The sequence below is a fragment of the Lacipirellula sp. genome (assembly GCF_965279485.1).
Lineage (GTDB): Bacteria > Planctomycetota > Planctomycetia > Pirellulales > Lacipirellulaceae > Lacipirellula.
Genome location: NZ_CBDIIC010000001.1, coordinates 1322943 through 1346914 on the forward strand (window position 1 = coordinate 1322943; position 23972 = coordinate 1346914).

23 protein-coding genes are annotated in these 23972 nt (G+C 62.2%); 11 read left to right on the plus strand and 12 right to left on the minus strand.

Annotated elements, in window-relative coordinates; genetic code table 11:
* Window positions 1–5 precede the first annotated feature (5 nt).
* Together ACQY7R_RS05540 and ACQY7R_RS05545 are read right to left on the minus strand one after the other, a co-directional pair.
* Window positions 6–1058 (minus strand): ROK family protein, encoded by a 1053-nt coding sequence (locus ACQY7R_RS05540; RefSeq protein WP_428304593.1) that lies wholly within the window; start codon window positions 1056–1058, stop codon window positions 6–8.
* A gap of 319 nt (window positions 1059–1377) precedes the next feature.
* A complete protein-coding gene (locus ACQY7R_RS05545; protein WP_428304594.1) occupies window positions 1378–2580 on the minus strand; it encodes a redoxin domain-containing protein in 1203 nt (400 codons plus the stop codon).
* Window positions 2581–2868: 288 nt separating this feature from the next.
* Between ACQY7R_RS05545 and ACQY7R_RS05550 the strand changes: the two genes are divergently transcribed.
* The 3 genes from ACQY7R_RS05550 (at window position 2869) to ACQY7R_RS05560 (ending at window position 5003) form a co-directional block, all read left to right on the plus strand.
* Entirely contained in the window at window positions 2869–3909 is a 1041-nt protein-coding gene (locus ACQY7R_RS05550; RefSeq protein WP_428304595.1) for a metallophosphoesterase, read from the plus strand.
* 156 nt (window positions 3910–4065) lie between these two features.
* Window positions 4066–4557 (plus strand): DinB family protein, encoded by a 492-nt coding sequence (locus tag ACQY7R_RS05555; protein ID WP_428304596.1) that lies wholly within the window; start codon window positions 4066–4068, stop codon window positions 4555–4557.
* A gap of 41 nt (window positions 4558–4598) precedes the next feature.
* Window positions 4599–5003: a hypothetical protein gene (locus ACQY7R_RS05560; protein WP_428304597.1), complete on the plus strand. Its 405-nt coding sequence runs from the start codon at window positions 4599–4601 to the stop codon at window positions 5001–5003.
* A 114-nt stretch (window positions 5004–5117) separates the two neighbouring features.
* On the opposite strand, the gene ACQY7R_RS05565 is transcribed toward ACQY7R_RS05560, so the two are convergent.
* From ACQY7R_RS05565 to ACQY7R_RS05580, 4 genes are all read right to left on the minus strand, one after another.
* A complete protein-coding gene (locus ACQY7R_RS05565) occupies window positions 5118–6509 on the minus strand; it encodes a serine hydrolase (protein WP_428304598.1) in 1392 nt (463 codons plus the stop codon).
* Window positions 6510–6555: 46 nt separating this feature from the next.
* Window positions 6556–7542 (minus strand): L-glyceraldehyde 3-phosphate reductase, encoded by a 987-nt coding sequence (gene mgrA / locus ACQY7R_RS05570; protein ID WP_428304599.1) that lies wholly within the window; start codon window positions 7540–7542, stop codon window positions 6556–6558.
* A 109-nt stretch (window positions 7543–7651) separates the two neighbouring features.
* Window positions 7652–8419, minus strand: coding sequence for a TSUP family transporter (locus ACQY7R_RS05575; protein ID WP_428304600.1), 768 nt, complete (start codon window positions 8417–8419; stop codon window positions 7652–7654).
* Between the two features lie 211 nt (window positions 8420–8630).
* Complete coding sequence (locus ACQY7R_RS05580; RefSeq protein WP_428304601.1) at window positions 8631–9071, minus strand: hypothetical protein; 441 nt, start codon at window positions 9069–9071, stop codon at window positions 8631–8633.
* Window positions 9072–9328: 257 nt separating this feature from the next.
* On the opposite strand from ACQY7R_RS05580, the gene hemB reads away from it, so the two are divergent.
* Window positions 9329–10342: a porphobilinogen synthase gene (gene hemB, locus ACQY7R_RS05585; RefSeq protein ID WP_428304602.1), complete on the plus strand. Its 1014-nt coding sequence runs from the start codon at window positions 9329–9331 to the stop codon at window positions 10340–10342.
* 131 nt (window positions 10343–10473) lie between these two features.
* On the opposite strand, the gene ACQY7R_RS05590 is transcribed toward hemB, so the two are convergent.
* The gene (locus tag ACQY7R_RS05590) at window positions 10474–11355 is read right to left on the minus strand and encodes a prepilin peptidase (protein ID WP_428304603.1); all 882 of its coding nucleotides are present in this window, start codon (window positions 11353–11355) and stop codon (window positions 10474–10476) included.
* A gap of 278 nt (window positions 11356–11633) precedes the next feature.
* Here ACQY7R_RS05590 and ACQY7R_RS05595 point away from each other — a divergent pair, with 278 nt between their 5' ends.
* The 3 genes from ACQY7R_RS05595 (at window position 11634) to ACQY7R_RS05605 (ending at window position 16094) form a co-directional block, all read left to right on the plus strand.
* Window positions 11634–12428 (plus strand): 3-keto-disaccharide hydrolase, encoded by a 795-nt coding sequence (locus ACQY7R_RS05595; protein WP_428304604.1) that lies wholly within the window; start codon window positions 11634–11636, stop codon window positions 12426–12428.
* A gap of 223 nt (window positions 12429–12651) precedes the next feature.
* Window positions 12652–13467: a hypothetical protein gene (locus ACQY7R_RS05600; protein WP_428304605.1), complete on the plus strand. Its 816-nt coding sequence runs from the start codon at window positions 12652–12654 to the stop codon at window positions 13465–13467.
* 386 nt (window positions 13468–13853) lie between these two features.
* Window positions 13854–16094: a hypothetical protein gene (locus tag ACQY7R_RS05605; RefSeq protein ID WP_428304606.1), complete on the plus strand. Its 2241-nt coding sequence runs from the start codon at window positions 13854–13856 to the stop codon at window positions 16092–16094.
* Window positions 16095–16224: 130 nt separating this feature from the next.
* Here ACQY7R_RS05605 and ACQY7R_RS05610 read toward each other — a convergent pair whose 3' ends face one another.
* From ACQY7R_RS05610 to ACQY7R_RS05625, 4 genes are all read right to left on the minus strand, one after another.
* Window positions 16225–16398 carry a YegP family protein gene (locus tag ACQY7R_RS05610; protein WP_428304607.1) on the minus strand — a complete coding sequence of 58 codons (174 nt, stop codon included), beginning with the start codon at window positions 16396–16398 and terminating at the stop codon, window positions 16225–16227.
* Between the two features lie 149 nt (window positions 16399–16547).
* Complete coding sequence (budA, locus tag ACQY7R_RS05615) at window positions 16548–17378, minus strand: acetolactate decarboxylase (RefSeq protein WP_428304608.1); 831 nt, start codon at window positions 17376–17378, stop codon at window positions 16548–16550.
* A 102-nt stretch (window positions 17379–17480) separates the two neighbouring features.
* Window positions 17481–18341, minus strand: coding sequence for an RNA polymerase sigma factor SigJ (sigJ, locus tag ACQY7R_RS05620; protein WP_428304609.1), 861 nt, complete (start codon window positions 18339–18341; stop codon window positions 17481–17483).
* Window positions 18334–19686 (minus strand): phytoene desaturase family protein, encoded by a 1353-nt coding sequence (locus ACQY7R_RS05625; RefSeq protein WP_428304610.1) that lies wholly within the window; start codon window positions 19684–19686, stop codon window positions 18334–18336. The genes sigJ and ACQY7R_RS05625 overlap by 8 nt, the downstream gene beginning before the upstream one ends.
* Before the next feature lie 273 nt (window positions 19687–19959).
* On the opposite strand from ACQY7R_RS05625, the gene ACQY7R_RS05630 reads away from it, so the two are divergent.
* From ACQY7R_RS05630 to ACQY7R_RS05645, 4 genes are all read left to right on the plus strand, one after another.
* Window positions 19960–20397 carry a cupin domain-containing protein gene (locus tag ACQY7R_RS05630; RefSeq protein ID WP_428304611.1) on the plus strand — a complete coding sequence of 146 codons (438 nt, stop codon included), beginning with the start codon at window positions 19960–19962 and terminating at the stop codon, window positions 20395–20397.
* A 302-nt stretch (window positions 20398–20699) separates the two neighbouring features.
* Window positions 20700–21143, plus strand: a complete 444-nt coding sequence (locus tag ACQY7R_RS05635) for a DoxX family protein (protein ID WP_428304612.1) — start codon at window positions 20700–20702, stop codon at window positions 21141–21143.
* Between the two features lie 139 nt (window positions 21144–21282).
* On the plus strand, window positions 21283–22056 hold the full coding sequence (locus ACQY7R_RS05640; protein ID WP_428304613.1) for an SDR family oxidoreductase: 774 nt from the start codon (window positions 21283–21285) through the stop codon (window positions 22054–22056).
* Window positions 22057–22339: 283 nt separating this feature from the next.
* Window positions 22340–23047 carry a hypothetical protein gene (locus ACQY7R_RS05645; protein WP_428304614.1) on the plus strand — a complete coding sequence of 236 codons (708 nt, stop codon included), beginning with the start codon at window positions 22340–22342 and terminating at the stop codon, window positions 23045–23047.
* 106 nt (window positions 23048–23153) lie between these two features.
* Here the strand turns inward: ACQY7R_RS05645 and ACQY7R_RS05650 are convergent, their stop codons facing one another.
* On the minus strand, window positions 23154–23807 hold the full coding sequence (locus tag ACQY7R_RS05650) for a hypothetical protein (protein ID WP_428304615.1): 654 nt from the start codon (window positions 23805–23807) through the stop codon (window positions 23154–23156).
* Between the last annotated feature and the right edge of the window lie 165 nt (window positions 23808–23972).

The window sequence follows — 23972 nt, forward strand, 5'->3', positions numbered from 1 at the left end:
CCAACCTACGAGAGCATCGCCCAACGCAGCGAACCGACCACCGGGGCCTCGTCGCCGCAAACGGAAAACTCAAAGCGATCGAGATTGCGGAACCCGTCGAGCGAATGGCGACGATACTCTTCCTCTGCCAACTGGCGGTAGCGATCGCGGACTGACGGAATGAGATCGCAGACGCCGCCGCCGATCACCAGCCGGTCGTAGTCGCCGAGGTAGTTCACCGACAGCAGCGTTATGCCGAGCGCCCGCGCTTGGTCGTCGAACAACTGCTGCGCGAGCGGATCGCCCGCTGCGACAAGCTCTCGCAACCGCTTCGCCTTCTCGCGCGCAGAACCTTCCACCTGATTCAACGAGTGCGACGCCCACTCCGGCAACTTCAAGCGATACTCGAGTTGGTGAGCCAACCCGCTGAGCGAGACGGCCGACTCCGACGTCGCATAGGCGTTGCCCTTGAGCAGCTTTTGATCGTGCTCGTAGCGGAACGCGTACGACGGCAGCAAAATGTGCCCGACGTGCCCGGCGCGGCCTTGGCTTCCTTGGATCGCCTGCCCGCCCAAGACGGCGCCGCCGCCGAGGCCGGTGCCGACGATCACCATGAACAGCGAGTCAAGCGTTTCGTTCGGCAACGTCTCCGCGGGAACATGGCTCCAAGTGAGCGCACGGCTGCGGATGGCGTACTCGCCGAGCGCCGCCGCCTGGCCGTCGCCGATGTAGCGAACGTTGAGCGTCGGGTGATGCTGCCGCAGCGCCGCTTCAAGTCCCGCGCGAATATTAAAATTGTTCCACAGCTCGCGATTGAGATTCGGCGTCGCCAGCAGCACGCCGTCCATCGTCGCGGGGCCGGGGGTGGCGATCGAGGCGCCGGCGACTTCGGTGAGCGGCGCGCCGAGGTGGGCCATCGCTTCCTGAGCGGCGACGACAATCGCGGCGATCGAGCTCTGCGGACCAAGGTCCGGCGTCGTGGCAAACTGCGGAGAGACGTAAACCACCTCGTTCCGATCGTTGCCGACCGCGAGGGTGCTGGTGGTTCCGCCCACGTCGACGCCAATGTAGTAAGCCAACGGAGAATCCTTGTCGCGAGGAGAGATCAGACGGCCAACCGAGGATTATCGGTTCGCGACGGGCGGGTGACAAGGCGTGGTTTTTCGCGGGGGGCGGTGAGATTTCACCGCGATTCTTCTGAAGGGGAAGATTGACCGAAGGACGCCAAGAGCGCCAAGGGGGAGATCATGTCTCTGAATTTCCCTTGCGCCTTCGCGCCTTTGCGTGAGACCTGCCTTTCTTTAAGAAGATCTCACGCAAAGGCGCAGAGGCGCAAAGAAATGCAATTCAGAGATTAGTACGAACGAATTGACTGCTGGATTTTTCTATTAGCGCCCATTAGCGTTTATCAGCGGTGAGCTCCCCACTCTTTTCCGCCTGTTCGACGTACTTCTCCGCGAGGAGCTTTTCGATCTGCTGCCTCGCAACTTTTTGATTGCCGGCGCCCTTCCAGTCGAGTTCGCCGTACCACCAGTAGCGCACCCTTCCCTGCTTGTCGATGATGTAGACGCTCGGCCAGATGCCGTTGTACCACGCCTTCCACATCGCTTTTTCTTTGTCGACCGCGACAGGAAATTTCAGGTCGTTCTTCACGAGCGACGCTTTCAGTTTCGCGTTGTCTTCCTCCGTCTCCGTCTCGGGCGTGTGGATGCCGATGAGGGCGACGTCCTTTCCTTGATACGCCTCCTGCCACTCGCGGTACCAGGGGTAGTTGTGGATGCAATTGATGCAGCCGAAGGCGAAGAAGTGAACGACCACCACCTTGCCGCGCAGCGACTCCATGGTGAGCGGTTCGCTGTTTACCCATTCTTCGATCGAGACGAACTCCGGTGCATCGGCCGGGCTCGGATTCACCTGAGCAAAGTTAAACTGTTCGCCGAGTAACTTCGAAAACGCCGCCTCCTGCGGTTCTTCAAGTTCGGCAAGAATCTTCTCTAAACGCGCTGCCTGCAGCCGCGCGAGTTCCGCGGCGTTTGCTTCGGCGTCGCCGCCACCGCCCCCTTCAGTAAAAGCTTTCACACTGGCGCGGAACTCGTCGCCAATTTGCGCCAAACGTTGCTGCTGCTCCGGCGACAGCTTCAGCTGCCGGGCGACGTCCTGCCGCGCGAGACAATCGTATCCCTGCACTTGCAACACGAGTTGCTGCAGCCGCAGCTTCTGCTTGGCGTTGAGAATCTTGTTGAGCTCCGCGCGAATTTCGGCGAGCGCTGGTTGCGCGGTTTCGTCGGCGCCGGTCGGGCCGACGTCGCGAATGGCGAGTAACATCCGATTGTGAGTCCTCAGCAGCGCATCGAGCGATGTACGCTGCTCGCCAGTGAGCTGCAACGCCTTCCGCACCGCCGCGTCGCGCACCAACAGAATCGTCGGGTCGCTAAGCGCGGGCGCCGAGGTTTCCTTGGCCGCCGCCTTCTCTTCCTTGCCGGCGGCGGTCGCAGTCGGCGTTTGCGCAACGACGGCCGACGGCCAAGCCAACGCCACCGTTAATAAGACGGCGCCGCAGCGCGAAAGAAAATTACCGCCAACGAATAAAACACTTCGCATCAGGATTCAACCCTTTACGCGTCGATGGTGCGCACGCCCCAAACTCTGCGCGGCTCGGCGTGATTATCGCGAGGACGCCAACAACAAAATCTTGCGAATTTGTTAACGTTCGGCGAACCGCACATGTGGGACGAATGAATTCTCGCCTCTCTCGGCAAGATAGGCAACTCACCTGCTTCCATTACACCGCCTCCAAGGGTTCTCGGCGAATGTCCGTTTGGGTTATGATGAATTCAGCTCGCTGCAGCCAAGGCGGCGTTTCATCGGACCAAATGCAGAGTGACCGCGATGCCAGCTTCGAACTTGTTCAACTCTCCCATCACGCGCCGCGAAGCGATTCGCCGCGCGGTCGTCTTCAGCAGCGGCGCCTGGGCCGCCGCACAGTTCGGCGCCCTGCAGGCGAAGGAAGCGGCCGCCTCGCTCGGCGACGGCATGCACCTCCTCGCCCTCGGCGACTACGGCACCAACGGCAACGACGCGCAAACCTCGGTCGCCAAGCAAATGGCCAAGTTCGCCGACGGCCTCGGCCAACCGCTCGCTGCCGTGCTCGCACTCGGCGACAACTTCTACAGCACGATCAAGCCGGGCCGCATCGAACGCCAGTTCGAGGAAATGTACTCGAAAGATTCGCTCGACTGCCCCTTTTACGTCTGCGTCGGCAACCACGATTACGGTACCGCGAAGTACGACTTCCAAGAAGGAAAGCTCGCGCTGCAGCTCGACTACGCGAAGAACAATCCGACATCGCGTTGGAAGCTCCCCAGCAAGTGGTACACGGTCGAATTGCCGAACCCCGAGAACCCGCTCGTGCGGATGATCGTCCTCGACGGCAGCTACTGGGAAGGCGGCCTCACCCCGCAAGAAAAGATCGAGCAGCGCCGTTTCTTCAAGGCGGAACTCGCCAAAGAGACCAAGGCCCCCTGGACCTGGATGGTGAACCATTACCCGCTCTTCAGCGAAACGGTCGACCGCGGCGATAACAAGCGGCTCATCGAAGAATGGGGCCCCGCGCTCAAGGAGCACGATATCTCGCTGGCATTCGCAGGGCACGACCACACGCTGCAGCATCTGCAAGTCGAAGGCTACAAGCCGAGCTTCATCGTCTCGGGCGCCGGCGGCGCGCGGCTGTACGATTGCCGCACGACCGACCGCGGCTTCGTGAACAACCAGGTCTTCGGGTTCAATCACGTCCACGTGACGCCGGAGCTGCTGACGGTGCAGTTCATCGACGCCAAGGGGAACCAGTTGCACGCTTTCACCCGCGATCGCAACGGCAAGGTCGAGGTCGTGACAAAGCAAGAACCGGCGACGGCAGGCGCGGCGGGCTGATCGCCACTTCCACGCACTCAACTGTGCGAGGCGTCTCCGACGCCGATGACGCTCTACACCACAGACCTTTGTGATACCCTGATGCTGCCTCGGGGTCAGAGCCCCCTTCCACAGACTTTCGGGCAAGGCCCTTCACACAACCGGGGATCGAACGACATGGACGCCAAGCAAGTACTCGAAACTTCGTTGAATTCAGGGCTCGGGATTCTCAAGATGTATCTGAGCGATCTCGACGACGCGGCGCTCCTGGAGCGTCCCGGGCCGGGCTGCAACAACCTCGCCTGGCAACTCGGGCATTTGATCACCTCCGAAGCGGGGCTGATTGAATCGGTCAGCCCTGGCAACGGCTTCAAGCTGCCCGAAGGGTTTGCCGAGGCGCATGCAAAGGACAAGTGCCAGGTCGACGATCCAGCGGCGTTCTTGACCAAGCAGGCCTACATCGATTTATACGACGGCGCGCGAGAGACGACGAAGCGAGTCCTGCGCGAATTGCCGCCCGAGCGACTTGAGGACCCGTCGCCAGAACGGCTTCGCAAGTTCGTTCCCACCGTGGCAGCGATGTTCGGCTTACTCGGCGCCCATCCGCTGCTTCACGCGGGACAGTTCGCCGTCGTGCGTCGCAAGCTAGGGAAGCCCGTCGTCCTCTAATCTTGAGACGTCGCATCAACATCAGGTAGAAGGAAGCAAGGATGCTATTCGCCCAACGGGTCTTCCACATCGCCGGCATCTACGGCCTGGCGGTGCTGCTGCCGCAGTACTTCATGGAGCTGCTGCCGCCGGAGTTCGTGAAGCAACAACTCGGCGAAGCGAACGTGCCGGGCGCCGTGCATCCCGAGCACTTTTACGGCTTCGTCGGCGTCGCGGCCGCGTGGCAGGTGGCCTTCCTGATCATCGCCCGCGATCCGGCCCGTTACCGGCTGATCATGATCCCCGGCATCCTCGAGAAACTGAGCTTTGGCATCCCGGCGCTCGCCCTGTTCGCCACAGGCCGGCTCTCGGCAACGACGACCTTCTTCGGCGTCCTTGATTTAGTGTTCGCGGTCCTCTTTTGGATCGCATTCAAAAAGGTGGGGAGCGAAGCCCCCGCCAACTAGCCCCGGGCTCCGCCCGGGGGGTGGCTGCCATTCCGATCGGCCTCGCCCCAACGTCACGCTACCCCCGGGCAGAGCCCGGGGCTTGATTTTGAATGCTACTGTTCGCGCGGCCCCCTACTTCTGCCGCAAGCCTTCAATGTCGTTCCCATTCTGATGCAAGATGAGTTTCGTCGCCTCTCCCTTCTCGTCAACGACGAACGTAATTTGGGCGTCGACGACGCGATAGAAAAACTCCGTCTCGCTGCTCGGATAAATCGGAAACGCATCCTGCCCGGTTGCCTGCACCTTCAATTGCTCGCCGTCGAGCGTTACGTTTAACGCGAACAACAGACTCAACGGATACTTGCCGACGTACTTCTTCAGTGTCTCGACCGGCATGTCGACGACCTTCCGCATCGCCAGCGGTTCGACCTGCATCCCCAGGGCAAGCTGCGCGATCTTCTCGCCGACGGCGGACGTGAATTCGTGCTTCGCCGTGTTGCTGAGCACGACGACCGCCAGCTTCTTCTCCGGGATGCAGGCGACGAACGAACTGTAGCCGGCGGTTTGCCCGTCGTGCAGCCGCGTGATGCCGTCGCGGGCGAAGTGCCAAGCGAGGCCAATACTGCGACCATCCGGCAACTTCATCCGCGGCTGTCCGGCAAGTTGAAAGGCCTTCGTCACGTCGCGATCATCCTCGGCATACATCGCGGCCACGAACTTCAGCATGTCGCGCGCCGTCGAGCGCAGCCCGCCCGCGCCGACCAGTGCTTGGAAGTCCCAGTTCGACTCGCGCCCCAGATCGCCGTTGTAAGGCGGCGCGAGCCGCGCCGTCATCTCCGGCGTGAGCCGCTGGCGCGTGTCGTGCATGCCGAGCGGTTCGCAAATCCGCTCGATGACGAGCGCTTCGTAATCTTTCCCCGCGCGATCGGCGAGCAACTGCCCCAGCAATCCCATGCCGTAGTTCGAGTATTCATACTCGCCCGGTTTACGCGCCGGTTTGTGGGCCGCGAAAAAGGCATATGCATCGTCGGCCGTGAAGTCGGCGTAGGGATTCCGCTGGTCCTTCGGCTTCAGGTCGTTGGGCAATCGCGGCAATCCCGACGTGTGCGTCGCCAAATGCGCGAGCGTGATCGGCTGTTCCGACTCCGCCGGTTGCGGCGCCCTGGTCGGTAGCGTCTTCGCGACGGTCGCGTCGAGGTCGAGCCCCGTCTGCAGCGACGCATCGGCCAGCAGCGTTCCGGTGAACGTCTTCGTCACCGAGCCAATTTCGTAGACGGTGTCGGGCGTCGGCGCGCCCTCTTTTTCGAGGTCGACCTTCCCGTAGTTTAGAAACAGCTCTTCGTCGCCGCGGCGAATGCCGATCGCAAAACCAACGACGCCGCGATTTTCGATCACTGGGGCTACGAGCGCTTCGATCTGCGGCTGCAGCTCAGCGAGCGTTTCCGCAGCATGCGAAGCGGCGAAGCCGACTCCCGCCCAAAGTCCCGCCAAGAGAATCAACCGGCGTGAAAACAGCAGCAGCATAGTCAATTCCCCCCCGTAAAACCCGATCGCCAAGCAAAGGCGAACGTCACCTGAGAATCTTTTCGATCGCGGCAAGCTCTTCTTGGCTGAAATCTCGCCGCTCCAAGGCGCCGAGGTTTTGATCCAGCTGCTCGACGCTGCTTGCCCCGATGAGCACCGTCGTGATCCGCCGGTCGCGCAACACCCACGCCAGTGCGAGCTGCGCCAGCGATTGCCCTCGCTGCTTGGCGATGGCATTCAACTGCCGCGACTGCTCAACCCGCTCGGGCGTCACTTGATTGCTCTTAAGGAACCCATGCGGCTTGCTCGCGCGGCTCCCCTCGGGAATCCCCTGCAGGTAGCGATCGGTGAGCAGCCCTTGCGCGAGTGGCGAGAATGGAATGCAGCCAACGCCCTCTTGCTCGAGCACGTCGAGCAGTTCCGCCTCGACCCACCGCTCATACATCGAGTACTTCGGCTGATGAATCAGGCACGGGCAGCCAAGGTCGCGCAAAATGCGGCACGCGTTGCGAGTTTGCTCGGCGGTGTAGTTCGAAATGCCGGCGTAAATTGCCTTTCCTTGTTTCACCGCAGTCGCGACGGCGTCAAGCGTTTCCTCGAGCGGCGTGTCGGGATCAGGCCGATGCGAATAAAAAATGTCGACGTACGGCAACCCCATCCGCCGCAAGCTTTGGTCAAGGCTGCTCAGTAAATACTTGCGCGACCCCCACTCGCCGTACGGCCCGGGCCACATGCGGTAACCGGCCTTCGTCGAGATGACGATCTCGTCGCGATACGGTGCCAGGTCGTCGCGTAGCATCTTCCCGAAATTCTCTTCCGCCGAACCGGGCGGCGGGCCGTAGTTGTTGGCCAAATCAAAATGGGTGACGCCGCGATCGAACGCGCGGCGGACGATCGCCCGCCCCGTCTCGTAGGCGTCGACGCCGCCAAAGTTGTGCCACAGCCCGAGCGACACGGCCGGCAGCATCAGCCCGCTCCGTCCGCAGCGGTCGTAGGTCATCGAGTCGTAACGCGTGGAAGAGGCGAGGTACATATTAGTTGTCAGTTGTCAGTGGGTGATAAGTTCCATCTCGCTACGGCCATTCAGCCGCGCGGCGGTAGCCCGTGTGAAGTCCAGAAAAGCACCGGAGATTATCCCGCACTCAACGCCCGTTGAACACCACTGGCGACAGAATTGTGGCGATCGCCACCACCAGCAGCAATCCGTAGGAAAGTCGGCGAAAGCGATCCTTGTCGAGCCGAGCCCCCAGCGTGAGCCCCAGCCACAGTCCCAGCAAGCACGGCGGCAAAATTAGCACCGCCAGGAACGCCGGCTTCAGCAGTTGCTCGCCGAATTGCCAAATGAGCGCGCAGGCCATGAACGGCATGATCGCCGCCGAGCAGAAAAACATGAACGCCCTGCTCTTCGCCGCGGACCAGGTTAGCGAGTTGACGTACATCACCATCGGCGCCCCGCCGATCGATGCAAAACCCATCAAGAAACCAGAACTGATGAACGTCAGTCCGATCCACCCATACCCCAAACTGTCGCGCGGCCGCACGCGCACCGAGACGAGCATCAGCACCGAAACCAGCAGCACGACGCCAATGATCTGCTTCACCAGATCTTGATCAAGATTCGGCGTCGCCGCGAGCGCGAGCGTCCCCAGCGGCAAGCCGACGCAGCGCAAAATCGCCGGCAACGTAACGTCCCGCGCTTCGATGTGCGACCACAACTGAAAGGCACCAGTAAAATTCTGCACTGCCGTCGACACGAAGTTGATGACGGTCGCCTCGACCAACGAAAAACCGCACAGCACGAGCATCGGCACGCCCATCAGCCCCGAGGCAAACCCGATCGCCCCTTGCAGCACGCTGCCGATCGTCATGACGATGGCGACGGTCAGAAACTCTTCGAGACTGTACTGCATGGAGGGATTGCGGGATCGGGGATCAGTGACTGGTGATCGGTGGGTTTTTGCAGCGCGTCAGCGACTGATCACCACAACGCCCATTTAGCCGCGGGCGGCAGCCCGCGCGCGCCGCAAGTTCGACAAAAAACCCGCCAAAAGCGGCCGGGGCTGAATGGGCGTTGCGACGTGGTAGGCGGTAACTTCGCTGCGACGCCATGCGGGCGAAACGCTACGCCTTCTTTGGCTCGTTCTTCCGCTCGGCGATCAATTCGCGAACTTTCTTGTTGAGGTCGTCGCTGTTCCAACCCTCCTTGAGCGCCAGTGCGAGCATCCGCCGCTGCTCGGGGTGCGACAGCCTCGCCACGGCCGCGTGGGCCGACCACGAAAGATTTGCCTTTCGATTTTGCGGCGGCACGCGGCGGGCCACCGAGGCGTACCGGCTCACCATCTCGGTGGAGAGCGTCTCGCCCCACACGGCGGCAAACTCTTCGCCGAATACATCCTCGCCGCGATTGATCAAGTCGCCAATCCACCACGGGCTCGCCCGTTGGCACCAAATCGCAAACTGCAACGGCCCCTTCCACTCGGCCAGCGCCGGTCGGCCCGACATCTGAATCGATGCGGGTCGAAACTCAAACGGGCCAAGATGGATACGAGGTTCGTCAGCCATGTCGCAGTCAGGCGCCTCTGCAGGAAAATCCGGGGATATCGCGCCGCTGGCGCATGACGTAGATTTTAGAGACGCCGCTTCAGATAATGGAAGGGGAAGTTTGGGCTGTCGGCTATCGGCTGTCAGCCCTCGGCCAGAAAATTTGAATCTCCCTCGCATGATCAGCATGGATCCACTCGAAGTAGCAGCGTGCTAACCACCACCTATTTGGCTGGCGGCCGATAGCCGACAGCCGACAGCCCCGCGCCAGGCCCCGCATGTCCGACCGCTCTCCCGAAGGTTTCCCCGCCGGCTACCCCCACACGCGGCTCCGTCGCGTGCGGCGGCACGATTGGTCGCGGCGGCTCGTTCGTCAGGAAACGCTGTCGGTCAACGACCTCATCTGGCCGCTATTCATTCGCGAAGGGTCGAACGAGCGTGAATCGATCATTTCGATGCCGGGCGTCGAGCGGCTCTCGGTCGACCTTATCGTCGAAGCCGTCGGCGAAGCCGTAAAGCTCGGCATCCCAGCCGTCGCGCTCTTCCCGGCGACCGATGCCAAGCTAAAAACTCCCGGCTGCGAAGAAGCGGTCAATCCCAAGAACCTCGTTTGCCGCGCTGTCCGCGCCGTCAAGGAGAAGTACGCCGATGCGATCGGCGTCATTTGCGACGTCGCGCTCGATCCCTATTCAAGCCACGGGCAAGATGGCCTCGTGCGCGACGGCTATGTGGTGAACGACGAAACCGTCGACATGCTCTGCCAGCAAGCCATTGTGCAAGCTTCTGCAGGTTGCGACGTCATCGCTCCAAGCGACATGATGGATGGCCGCGTCGGCGCCGTGCGGCAAGCCCTCGACGGTTCGGGCTTCCTCGACGTGCAAATCATGACCTACGCCGCTAAGTATGCGTCGGCGTTTTACGGCCCGTTCCGCGAGGCGGTCGGTTCCGCCGGAAATCTCGGCAGCGGCGACAAACGGACCTATCAAATGGATCCCGCCAACGGCGACGAAGCGCTGCGTGAAGTGGCGCTCGACCTCGCCGAAGGCGCCGACAGCGTCATGGTGAAGCCGGGGATGCCGTACCTCGACATCGTCCGCCGCGTGAAAGAAACGTTCGCCGCCCCGACGTTCGTTTACCAGGTGAGCGGCGAGTACGCGATGCTTGTCGCCGCCGCACAAAATGGCTGGCTCGACCGCGAGCGGGTGATGCTCGAAAGCCTCACCGCGTTCAAACGCGCCGGCGCCGACGGCGTGCTCACCTACTTCGCCCGCGATGCGGCTCGGTTGCTCTAGCGCGCATCCCTAGCCCCGGGCTCCGCCCGGGGGTCGGCATCCATCTCATGAGGCATCGCCGCGCGTCGCGCCACCCCCGGGCGGAGCCCGGGGCTAGGGATGCGATCACGCCTTACGGCGCAATCGCGAACTCACCAAGAGAACAGATCCGACAGCCGTCCCCACAGGCTCAGGTGCAATAGCGTCACGCCCCACAGCACCAGCAGCGGGCTGAGTCGCACCTTCATCGCGTTTCGCAAGCCACGAGCCGCGATAATGCCGCCGAGCCAGAGCCCGAAGATTCTCACTACTGGCCGCAATCCCAGAAACGCCCCCGTCACCGCCGAAGCGATCGCCGCGTTGCGGAGGAAGCGTTTCATCGCGGGCGACGAACGCCGCCGCAGCACCAGTTGCGGAATCGACCACGCCACCGCCCCCCACATCGCGCCGAACAGTGCATCGAACGGCGCCTTCCATTCCCACACATGAATGTTGCGCGTCCGCTCGGGGTACAAGTACCAACATTCATACGCGAGTCCCGCGGTGACGACGATCCCCGCGAAGAGCGGCAGACTCCACGGAATGCGCTGCCCATCCTGATCGATGAGCCCCATCGCCATCAGCAAACTCAACAACAGGCAGTGGAAACCGTAAAGGGTGAGCAGCTCCCAATTCGGGTTCACCACGCTGTCGAGCGCGCCGACCGGGTCGGCCAGCGCGTCGGGCAAATTCGCGGCGCCGCTGAAGAGTTCGATATACGCCAACCCAAAAAAGGCGATCCCCACGAACCCTTCGACAATCGCATAGCGCGGCGCGATCGGCTCGCCACAATCGCGACACCGACCGCGGAGCAGTAGCCAGCCCAGCACCGGCAGGTTGTCACGGGCGCGAATATCGTGGCCGCACTTCGGGCAGTGCGAAGGCTTCCACACCACCGACATGCCGCGCGGCATGCGGTAGGCGACGACGTTGAGAAAACTGCCGATGCACGCGCCGACGAATCCCAGCCAGAGGGCAGTGACAAAATCGAGCACGCGGGGCAGATCCTGTTAGAAACTTGAATTCGAAAAGCTAAGCGACGTTTTGGAACCGCAGATGGACGCAAATGAACGCAGATAGGAATGGAGATTGCTCCAAGTCCCCAATGCAGCTCTCTGACTGCATTTATTGGCGTTCATCTGCGTTTATCGGCGGTTCTAAATATTCCCCCGGCCGTTCGTAGCGGCCGGGGCGGCAGCCGCTTAAAATGCCGGTCCAGTCCGTTCCGGCGGTCCCTCGTGCCAGCATACTCATTCCCAGGGAGTTATCGACCATGAGTTTCCATTTCTCTAAATCGGCCCGGTTGGCGATCAGCTTCGCCCTCCTGGCGGCTGGAGCCTTCGCGCTCGCCGCCGCGCCGACCTGCTCTGCTCAAGAGACCAAGGAAGCCGGCGCGAAGGACGCTAAAGCAGAAAAGTCGGCCCGTCGCGGCCGCCAACGCCGGCAAGAAGAAGGCTTCACCCCGCTGCTCAAGGGCGACGCCGCCGCCGACCACTGGAAGGCCTACGGCAAGGAAGGTTGGCCCGAAGGCTGGAAGCTCGAGAAGGGCGTCCTCCATCGCCACGGTTCCGGCGGCGATCTGATGAGCAAGAACGAATACGGCGACTTCGACCTGCGGTTCGCTTGGAAGATTTCCCCCGGCGGCAACAGCGGCGTCATGTACCGCGTCAGCGAAGAGAAAGAACCCGCCTACTTCACCGGCCCCGAGTACCAGGTGCTCGACGACGCCAAGCACAAGGATGGCCAGAACAAGGTCACCTCTTCCGGCTCGCTCTACGCGATGTACCCGCCCGAAAAGGACGTCTTGAAGCCGGCCGGCGAATGGAACCGCTCGCGGATCCTCGTCCAGGGCGACCACGTCCAGCACTTCCTGAACGGCGAAAAGGTCGTCGACGTCAAGCTAAGCGGCGACGACTGGGACAAGAAGCTCGCCGCGAGCAAGTTTGCCACGTGGCCGAAGTTCGGCAAGAACGCGAAGGGACACATCGTCCTCCAAGACCATGGAGACGAAGCCTGGTACCGCAACATGCGGATCAAAGATCTGACCGGAAAGCCTGCTGCGGAATAAGGCGCTGCCGCCTTTAATAAATCGATGGAAATTAGCCCCCGGCCGCAAACCGGGGGCTAATTTTTTTGACTGACGCATCCCCCCGCCGCGAGCCGAAATATCCCCATGACCCGCACAGCTTCTCACTGGTGCGGAGTCATAGGGGAAGGGGGGATACATGGTGGGGGGTATACGCTTAGCGTACCAGGGAGCGCGTGCGCACCTGAGGCGCTGCGGCTGGTCTTTGCTGGCATTGCTGGCGACGGCGACCGCATCGACTGCCGGCGAGCCGACGGGGGCTTCGACCTCCGAGACGACGCAGGCCGAGGCGATGCGGGCCATTCCAATCGCGAAAATCGATCCGCAGTTTCGGCCCGCGGTCCAATCGGTGCTTGCCGATCCGACGATCTTTCGGCGCATGCCGACAAGCGTCGTCGATTGCCGGCCGGAACTGTTCACGTTCCTGGCGCAAAACCCGGAAGTGATGGTCGAAATGTGGCGGCATCTCGGCGTGAGCCACGTCGAGCTGAAGCGCATCGACGAGCGGACCTGCAAAATCAGCGATGGCGCCGGCACAACGGGGACGATTATCGTCGTCGAACAAACGTGCGAAGAGGGCGCGCAAAATCGGATCGTGATGCTGTGCAACGGGAGCTACACCGGCAAGCCGTTCCAACAGCCGCTCTCCGCGCAGTGCGTCATCGTACTGACGAGCGGTTCGAAGGAAGAAACCAACGGCCGCCGCTTCGTCGCCGCTCGTATGGATGCGTTCATCAAGCTTGATCGCATGGGGCTCGAACTTGTCGCGAAGGCTGTTCACCCCTTCGTGGGCCAAACGGCGGATCGCAACTTCACCGACACGATGTCGTTCGTCTCGAACCTCTCGTACACGGCGGAGAAGCGTCCTGAGGCAATCGAACAAGTGGCAATCGACATGCAGAATCTCGACCAGCCGCGCCGGCAGGGACTCATCAAAGTCGCTTACCAGTGTGCGGAGGCAGGACGCGAGTGGGAGCAGACGCGCACTCGCCAAGCGTCAATGGAAACGCTCAGTCGCTAGTTGCCCTGCAGTAAAAACCTAGCCCCGCTCGCTCAGGCCGAAGTCGACCCGCAATGTCACTTCGGATTTGAGAACCGCAATATTCGAGCAGGAAGACTAACGAGTTTGCGACCCAGAGGCCGTTCTGCCGTACTTTCGCGGCAGGGCGGCCTTTTTTTCATTCTTCCCGCAGCACGATCGCGTGACGGCGGCCGCGACGACCGGCCAGCTTTATCTGCGGCAGACAGAGCCAGGGAAGAACGGGGCGATGCGCATGCATTGTCCCCCTCGACGGCGGCTGCGCGACGGCAATCGACGCCGGCGCCGGGCGGGCATGGAACGGTCCGAAACGCCATCGGCGATGCACGCCGAGGCGGCCGCTCCACGCCTTCCCCGAGGTTCCTACCGTGACGAGTTCTTCGCCGTTCGCCCGCCGACTAGCACTGCTGCGCCGCTCCTTTCATTTCAGCCGTCCGCGCGCCCTCGCGCTCGCACTGCCGATAGCTGCAATCCTGGCGCCTACCGTCCAGGCTGCGCTCCAAACCGTCGGCAACGTCACCCCTGCCCCGCCGACCGCCGGCGGCAACGTCGCGGCGCCGCTGATAATTGGCGACAGCAGCTTCGGCAGCGTGGCGCTCACGGCGACGACCTCCATCAACGTCACCGGCGGCAGCGCCACCATCGGCGACGATGCAGGCGTCTCGGGGCTGCTATCGATCAACGGGTTCAACACCAACTTCGCGACGGCGAACGACATTACGATCGGAAATCGCGGTTTCGGCAGCCTCACCGTCGCCGCGCAAGGCCGCGTGACGACTACCGACGACGTCTTTCTCGGCGTCGAAGACGGCGGCAAAGGCGATCTTTTCCTTGATGGCTTCGGCACGACGCTCAACGCCGGCGATGATCTGGTCATCGGCCAAGCGGGCGTCGGCATGATGCAAGTCTCCTCCGCCGCCGTCGTCTTCGCCGACGCGACCACCATCGGTAGCGTCGTCACTGGCGACGGCATCGTCACCCTCACCGGCAACGGCACCTGGTGGCGGCAAGATAGCACGATGATGGTCGGCGACGCCGGCGCCGGCACACTGCAAATCCTTACGCAAGCCCGCATCGAAACAACGAACGCCACGCTCGGCGGAGCTGCTAGCGGCCGCGGGACCGCGACGATCAGCGGCGTCGGCTCGCACTGGAAAATCAGCGGCTCGCTCACCGTCGGCGCCAGCGGGCAGGCAACCTACAGCATCCTCGAAGGGGGTCGCGTCACCAACACCGGCGCGGCAAAAATCGCCGGCGTCGCTGGCAGCGAAGCAACGGCGCTCGTCTCTGGCGCGGGTTCCTCCTGGCAAGTCGGCACGACGCTGACGGTTGGCGAGTTCGGCCGCGGCACGTTGCGAATCTTCAACGCCGGTCGCGTGAATTCGACCAACGCCGTCATCGCCGACAACGCCGGCAGTCGCGGTGAAGTCTACGTCGACGGCGCCAACACCATTTGGGAAATCGCCGGCTCGCTCGACGTATCGGAACCGGGCGAAGCGTCGCTCTCCATTAGCGGCGGTGCGCTCGTGACAACGACCGGCGCCGCGCGGATTGGCGCCAACGGCGAGCTCACTTTCTCGGGCGGTCGGCTCGACGTCGCTTCAGCCGCCGGGTTGAGCAACCAAGGCTTGATCCGCGGCGGCGGTCGCATCGGTGGCGCGGTTACCAACACCACTGCCGGCGAAATCCGCGTGCAGGGCGGCAGCACCCTGTTGGTTAGCGGAGCGCTCACCAACGCCGGCGCCATCAACGTTGAAGTCGGCGAAGTTGAAACGCTGACCTCGCTCGTTAATACCGGCGATATCACCGCCCGCATCGGCGCACTCCGCTTCCAGGGCGCCGGTCTTGCCAACAACTCCGGCGCACAACTCGCGATCACCGGCGGGACGGTCGATGTGTCGGGCCTCGTTGACAACAAGGTCGGCGCGCAAATTGTCGTCGCGAATAAGGCGACGGCCATCTTTCACGACGTCGTCACGAACAATGGCCAGCTGCATGTCTTCCCCGGCTCCGACGCGGTGATGCTCGAAAACCTCAGCTTCTCGCCCTCGTCGCTCCTCGGCCTGCAATTGGGCGCTACCGACGCGACCGATGAGAATGGGCAGGTCGAAGTCGGCGGCATGGCGACGCTCGCGGGCACGCTCAACGTCAAACTTGCCGGCAATCTGACGCCAAAACTCGGCGACTCGTTCCGCTTGCTCACCGCGACGGGGGGCTTGGCAGGGACATTCGCCACCACCGCGCTTCCCGCGCTCGGCAGCGGCTTGAGTTGGGACGTCGATTACGGTTTGACCGCCCTCACGCTGTCGGTCGTCACGGGCAGCGGTTTCGCCGCCGATTTTGATTTAGACGGCGACGTCGACGCCTCAGATTTGGCTCACTGGAAGACTGGCTTTGGCAAAAAAGGAAATGCCGAACCCTTCGACGGCGACGCTGACGGCGATTTCGACGTCGACGGCGCCGACTTCCTCATCTGGCAGCGACAATTCGGCAGCGGCGTGCCCGCCACGCCGGTCGCCGGCGCGGTCCCTGAGCCCTCCTCCGCAGCCGTCGCATTCATCGCGCTCGCTGCCGCAATGCCCGCACTTCGCCGACGCCACCTTCGCTAGGCGGCGTGCGAAGGAGCTCCGCGGTCGCTGAGGCTGGATGGAAACGCCTCAGCGACCGGGAGCATGCGTTTCTTCCGGCCAGAGCCAACGCATCCATGCGGCCCTCTCGCCGAGTTCATGCGTCGCGTCGCTACTTGTCTTCGATGACAGCGGCTCCGCTACTCCCCTGCACCGATTTGATCCCCGATAGACAATCAGCTTTGGCAGAATATCCTTCGCCGGAATCGGCGATGATCTTCTTGTTCGTCGCCAGAAGGCGCCAACGCCACTCCCCGACCCCATCTTTGTATACGTGGAACTCCATCATCGAACTCCTGTAACTTGAGAAGACGACGTTCCTCAAAGTGGAACACCGACCATCCTAAATCTGGAGCCGACTTATGCCACTTAGATGATGGCCAATCTCATTGCCGCTTCGGTGCCAGTAGTGTGTCACTCGTCGCGACGGTCGCATTAATTCGTGGCGTCATCGCCACGCTGCCGCTCAATCTTGTCGACGTCGGCATCGGTCACGCCGCTCACGTCGATCGCATCAAACGATTCCGATTCCGGCAGCCGCACGAGCAGCGACGAACATTCGTCGTACGCCCCGTGCGCCCCTTCCACGCGGCAATCGAGCACATGCCCGCCGATCGTGCGGTCGTCGCTCAAAAAATGCCAGTGGTACCCAGCCACGTTGAGCGTCCCCATCCACTCTGGGCAGCGCATGCCGATGAGCGTGCCCTTCACACTCCGGCGCGTCCACACCTGCTGCTGATCGATCACTTCCGCCAGCGGCCGATAGGGCGGCTTCTGCGGCGGGGCGCTCCGCAGCGTGAGTTCCGCAAACTCCCCCGTCACCTTGAACGCCACCGGCCGTTTCGCGTTCGGGACGCGGCGATCGAGCTGATGATCCAGCTCCGTGAGCGACTTCGCCGCGATACCGTCAAGTTGCCCATCGGCTTCGAAAAACGTGACCGTCGCAAACGGCGTCGCCCCTACCCCGTCGCGCGGCACGACCGTACCATCAGCCTTCACCTGGAAAATGTCGCCGTCGAGAACGATCATCTCGCCGTCGAGTCGGTCGAACGTTCCCACGCCGAAGTCGCCAAACTGCAATACTTGCTGCAACGGCGCGCCGCCGGCGTAATCACCCGCAGCCAGCGCTGACAGCAGCGAGAACTGCACGAGTTCGTCGCCGTCGTGCGCCCGCCCGCGCATCGAGACGCCTAGTGGCTCACTCTCCAAACATCCTGCCGCCGGCAACAGCAGGGCAACAGCGGCAACTCGAATCGCGGACTTCATCGTGAGCAGAGACTCCGGTGAGAACGTAATCGCAGCGGCTTAACTTCGCCCGCCGCTATCCCGCCGTCCAGTCCAGTTTCACGCTCTCTCGCCAGCGCGCCGCTACTCCGCAATGCCGACGCGCGCCAACTTGTCAGGATTCCGCATAATAAATCCCTTCACGATCCGCCCCTCGACGATCTCGAACGTCAGCACGAGTACCACTTGACCTTCAAGCGTCGCCATCAATCCTGGCATCCCGTTGACGGTAATCGCCTTGAGCTTCGCCAAATCGGGCGTCTTGCGAATAATGCCGAGGAAGAACCGGCTAATCCGATCGGCGCCAAAGATCGGCGCCAGCGCCGCCTTCGCCTTCCCGCCGCCATCGGAGTAAACGACCGCATCGCTCGCCAACAGTTCGACCAACCCGTCCAGATCGCCGCTCGCACACGCCGCCACAAACGCCTCCGTCACGCGCTCCGCTTCCGCCCGCGTCGCATCGAACCGCGGTCGCCGTTGCCGCACGTGCTCTTCCGCTCGGCTCACCAATTGCCGACAATTCGCTTCGCTCTTCTCAAGCATCGTCGCAATCTCGGCGTAGCTGTAATCGAACACCCGCCGCAGCAAGTACGCGGCCCGCTCCACCGGCGTCAGACTTTCAAGCACGACCATCATCGCCATCGACACCGATTCCGCCGCGTCGGCCGCCGGCGCTTCGAGTTCCACCACCGGTTCGGGCAGCCACGGTCCCACGTACGTCTCCTTGCGGGCGTCGATGGCCCGTCGTCGATCGATGCAGAGCCGCGTCACCGCGGTATTGAGCCACGCATGCGGCACAATCACCTCCGCCCGCGGCTCGCGATTCCAACGCAAGTACGCTTCCTGCAGCACGTCGTCCGCATCAGCCAGGGAGCCCAGCATGCGATACGCCAATCGCGAGAGCGACGGCCGCAGTTCTTCGAAAATCTCATCTGCTTCACGCATAGCTGACTCGCTTGTCGGGAATGTTCGTTTTCGCGGGCAACTTCGCAGCGCGGTCGGCGGCTTCCTCGCCGCTTGCCACCGCCGCGTCGGCGAGCATGCCCCGCCCGCCGACCCAGTCGCCTGCCAGGAATAACCGCGGCTCGCCCTGAATCGCCACGCCAGGCCGACCCGCGAGCCCACCCTCACTCGCCGTCACCAAGGCATGTGTCACCGTCATGTTCGGGAGCGTCCGCCGCACGATGACTTCGTCACGCCACCCTGGCTGCACGCGATCGACGAGCCGCTCGATCTGCGATTCGTCCGCCGCCGACGCCGTTTCGGCGCCAAGGTACTTCATCGCATGCACCACCGCCACGCCGTCGCGCGCCAACTTCGCCGCTGCCGAGTGGACGGAAAAATACAGCGGCTCGTCGCCGCCAAGCGCGAATCGAGCCTCGGGATCAGGCAACTTCTCAAGCGCCATGTCGAGACACGACGCCTTCACCGGCAACAACTCCGTCAACTGCTTCCGCCATGCGGCGGGGCTCGACTCGCCCAGCAATTCTAGTGTTTCGTGGGGCCCAGTCGCCAGCACTGCCGCGGCGCCATGCAGCGTCGTGCCGTCAGCCAACCGCACTTCAACGCCGCCGTCATCAGTTGCAACCTCGACCGCACGGCTCGATGCGTTAATCACGGCGCCCCGATCCACGGCCTGCGTCCGCAGCCCTTCGATGAGCGTCTGCCAACCGCCGTCGAGGTACCACACGTTCGCTGCGAACCCCAGCCGCATCTGATCGATCGCTGCCCCGGCCGATTCCAGCTCGCCCCGATTGCCGTAGGTAGTGAGCCGGAACATCGCTTCCAAAAACCGCGCGGCCCGCCCCTCGCCGACATGCCCATGGATCCACGACTGCAGCGTCACTCGATCGAGCGAACGCGTATTGAGCTTGCCCAGCGAACCAAGCAGCCGCGTCAGCCGCCACTTGTCGCGCAGCGAAAAAAAGCCCGACGACAAAATATTCGCCACGCCGCGCGGCAACCGATGCCCGGCGCCATGATCGACCAACTGTCCGCGTCCCTGGCTTGGGAAGCCGCCGCGAAACGTGACGCCCAGTTCGTTGAGAATGCGAAACGCTTCGCCACCGCAATAAAGTGCATGGGCGCCGAGGTTCAGCGAAACGTCTTGCTTCACGTTCGTCGCTGCGCGGCCGCCAAAATGCTTCGCCTGCTCGACGAGCGTCACTCCCCTGCCCCGCCGCGCCAGCATCGCCGCCGCCGTCAGCCCCGCCAGCCCGCCGCCGATGACAATAATCTGGCCGTGAGGATCGCGATTTTCCGTTCCGCCCGCGAAGTTGCTAGATTGCATGATCCACTCCTTAACTCATCGATAAAACTGCTGTCGTTGTTAGCTTCGCCGAGTTGACGGACGAGCCGCTCCGCTTGTGACAGACAACGTAAAAGAATTTCTGAGCAGCACGAAACGGGGCAAAAAACAGGCGGTTTCGCTACGACGGCGCAGGAGAAACGCGAATACTGAAGAAATTTTCTAGCAGCGTGTCACAGCCTGCGTCCCCTAACCGTCAACTTGCCGGAATGGGACTCATCCCCAGGCATTCACACCGATCTAGGAGGGTTTTCGATGAAACGTCTATTCGCCACACTCGCCATCCTGCTCGCCGCTGGCGGCTTCGCGGTCGCCCACAACGCTGACGACAAAGCCCCCCACGACGGCGAGAGCGTCAAACTGATCGCCCAACACCTGATGAGTGAAAAGCTCGATGGCGAGGAAGCCACCGCCTCGGTCGTCGAAGTAACAATCGCCCCCGGTAAGGAAGGTCTCGCCCATCGCCATCCCGGCCCTGGCATCGTCTACGTCATCGAAGGAACGTACGAACTCGGCATCGACGACAAGCCCACCGAAATCTTCAAAGCGGGCGAAAGCTTTTACGAACCAGGCGGCTGCCTCCACCGCGTCTCGCGCAACCCGTCGAAGACGGAGCAGACGAAACTCGTCGCCATCGTGCTCCATCCCCGCGACGCGAAGGAAGTGGCGATTCCCGAACCGCAGTCCAAGTAGCGTTCCTAGCCCCGGGCTCCGCCCGGGGGTCGGCAACCATACCGATAGGCGTCGTCCCGCGTGACGTCCCCCCGGCCGGAGAAGCTCACTCAACTGCACGCTCCACGAGAGAAATGTTCTGGCCCCCTCCCCCTTGAGGGGAGGGCTGGGGAGGGGGTGGAATCCTGGTACCCGCTCCCGTCACCCCTCCCTAACCCTCCCCCTCAAGAAGAGGGGACCTCAAGGTTTCATTTCTTCCTTGCTTCCCGCGGCTAGCTGAAGACAACACTAACTGCAAACCTGCATCAGCCACACGCAGCCCCATGAACCGCACCACCGTCATCGCCGCCTGGGTCGTCCGCCTCGGACTCGCCGCGTCGTTCCTCTCCGCCGTCGCCGACCGCCTCGGCTTGTGGGGACCGCCCGGCAGCCCCGGCGTCGCCTGGGGGAGCGTCCCTAATTACAACGCGTACACCGCGACGCTACTCTACTTCCTGCCGGCCGCTCTCATTCCGGTCGTCGGCTGGATCGCCACCGGCGCGGAAACCTGCATCGCGCTCGGCCTGCTCATCGGCTGGCGATTGAGTTGCTTCGCCCTAAGCGCCGCCGTACTGCTCACGCTGTTCGCGACATCGATGACCATCGCGCTCGGCCCCAAGCCGCCGCTCGACTACTCCGTATTCTCCGCCGCCGGGGCCGCATTTTTGCTGTACGCCGTTACGAAGAATCTAAGCGAGTCTCCCGCAGCGGTTCCGAATCACACCTGAACGAATAAAAGCCACCGGCTCCGCCGGTGGACGAACTGCGAGTCCGCCTTCTTTCAACTGCGTCCACCGGCAAAGCCGGTGGCTTGAAGCTAAACCACCACGCCCCCCACGGGCAGCACCTCAACCTCGAGGACCTATCATGAAAATCATCGTCATCGGCGGCGCCGGCGCCATCGGCTCCCGCGTCGTCAACAACCTCAACGCCCGCGGCCACGAAGCGATCAGCGCCTCGCCCCGCAGCGGCGTCAACGCCGTCACCGGCGAAGGCCTCGCCGACGCCCTCCGCGGCGCCCAGGTCGTCATCGACGTCGCGAACTCCCCGTTGTGGGAAGACCAAGCCGTCCTCAAGTTCTTTGAGAAGTCGACGCAAAACATTCTCGTCGCCGCGAAAGCGGCCGGCATCGGCCACTACGTCGCTCTTTCAATCGTCGGCGCCGACCGCCTTCCCGATAGCGGCTACATGCGAGCCAAGGTCGCGCAAGAGAATCTCATGAAAGCGGGCGGCGTCCCCTACACGATTCTCCGCGCTACGCAGTTCATGGAATTCCTCGGCGGCATCGCCGACGCGAGCGGCGGGGGCGACGAGATCCGACTCACCACCTCGCTGCTCCAACCGATCGCAGCCGACGACGTCGCCGCCGCGGTGACCGACGTCGCCCTTGAATCGCCAGCGAACGCCACGCTCGACGTCGCCGGTCCCGTCGCCTACCCGATGGCGGAAATCGTCGGCGCCTACTTGCAAGCGAAAGGCGACAAGCGGCGGGTTATCGCCGACGACCAAACTGGCTACTTCGGCGCCGCCCTAGCGAAGCGGGCCCTCGTCCCCGCCGGAGAGGCCCGCATCGGCGCCACGTCATTCGACCAGTGGCTCGAACGGTCAACGCCGGTACAACACGCAACTGCCCAAGGCTAATTCCAGCAAAGTGTGGGACCAGCCAGCAGACGCTGTCATCCTGCATTTTTCGTTGAATTCAACGCAAGCCCCCCCAAATAGAGTACTTGACCATCATTAAAGTGCTCTTATGCTGATTGAGCTGCACAACTACGAGTACGCGACGTGCTTGCATGCGCCAGTGCGTAGAGCGTACTCCCCTCGGCGTACCAACGCCTGCAATAGAATAGGGCGTCAGACCGTGCAGCCGTTGTACCGACTTCCTCTCGGTACTTAGCAACCTCCACATCCCGGGAGACTCTCAATGTCTGCTATCTCATCGGCATGCATCACTGTGGCGAAGGGCGGAGTCGGCGAATCTGGAGCTAGTTCTTTCATCGCCCACAAAGTTGGGCAAGTCACATCGAAGATGATGGTAGTCAGGAACGTCCACTCCGATCTGTGCGGGAATACCGGGGCGTTCGCGACGCTCATCATCAACGGCTTGCCAAGCGCCAGCGGATTGATCACCGCCCAAGGCAGCACGATTCAGGCCGAAGCGCCGATCGGAGCGCATGTAGCGTTGATCGTCCACACGCTTCCGCTCTTCAATGGCATTTTCTGCAATCGTTTGGGCGAACTTTACTTCCGCCTCGATGAATGCGATTTGGTCGCCGTCAAAGCGAACGGCTCCGGTGATGACGCATACTTCGAACCTCGAGCAGCGGTGACAGCCGATTGGTACGCATGGAACGACCTTTCCCCGCCGAAGCCAGATGATTTCTTCGTCACTGGAGAAGTCGAAGTAGCGAATCCCGGAGTAGAGGTTCTGCTGGTTCCCAAAGTTCCTCAGGGATTCAACCCAAGAATCCTGCTCATGGAGTTGATCTTCATTCAACGACCAGGAATTTGGCCAGCGCTAGTCGTCAAAAAGCCAGTCCGCTACCACAAAGCCAATGCAACGTACGATTGGGTGGAAATCTATATTGGCGGCAATCAAATCGCCAATATCCAGGTAGTCACCGTGGTTTAACGAGGCGACAAGCGGAGCACGCTCGAAAGGCGGGCGATCAAACGCCCGCCTTTCGTATGGATAGGCTAGAAACCGCCCTCACATCCGCTGTGGGGCCCCGCAAGCATCATCGCTTGAACTCCGGAGCCTTCCGCAGACTCTTGAAAATAGTCACGCGCGCCGGCAACTGATTCATGAACGCCCGCGCACGAGACAGCGGATGGTCTGGGAACTTCTCATCGAATTCCGGCGAGTCCGCCCGGTTTCTCATTACTGGATACTTCAGCGAAGGGTCGTACGGATCAGCGCACCAACTGCTGAGTTGATCCGCGAAGCTTCCCTGCTCCGGCTGCATTAGCTGTGACATCACTATTGATTCGCGCATCCCAGTGACGCCCTCTTCGACGGCCTGATACTTGAGCACGACACTGCAATCTTGACGGGGAATTATTTGCGATGCGATAAACGCGAAACCTGTCGGCTGGAGCGGCGCTTTGGCGAGCACATAGACTGTCGGCAACCCGTCCAAGCTTTCGATCTCGCACTCTAGCATGGCCAAGTGATTGGAGACGAGCATCTGGCGATAAAAGTCTCGCACGCCGTCGACGTCTGCTAGCGACGCCCCGATGTCGGGCGGCAAGTCGAAGAAGTTAATCGTAAATAGGTCGCCGTTCTCATGCTGATACGCCTCGATGGAGGCGTTTCGTTCCACGAGTTCCCAGCCGCTCAGCTGAACGCTCACATCCTTAATCGAAATCTTTCTTCGGCCGAACAGCCCCATACCTTCTCTCCTTCGCATCGCCCTGCGATGAACACGGCGCCGTCCCCTCGCCTACGCAACGTCATCTCACAGCCCCGACGATCGTTCGCCCGATGAACTTGCTTACCTCTGCGCCACGGCCCCGTACGTGAGAGTTCTCTAATATCCCAATTTCAAGCGGAACTG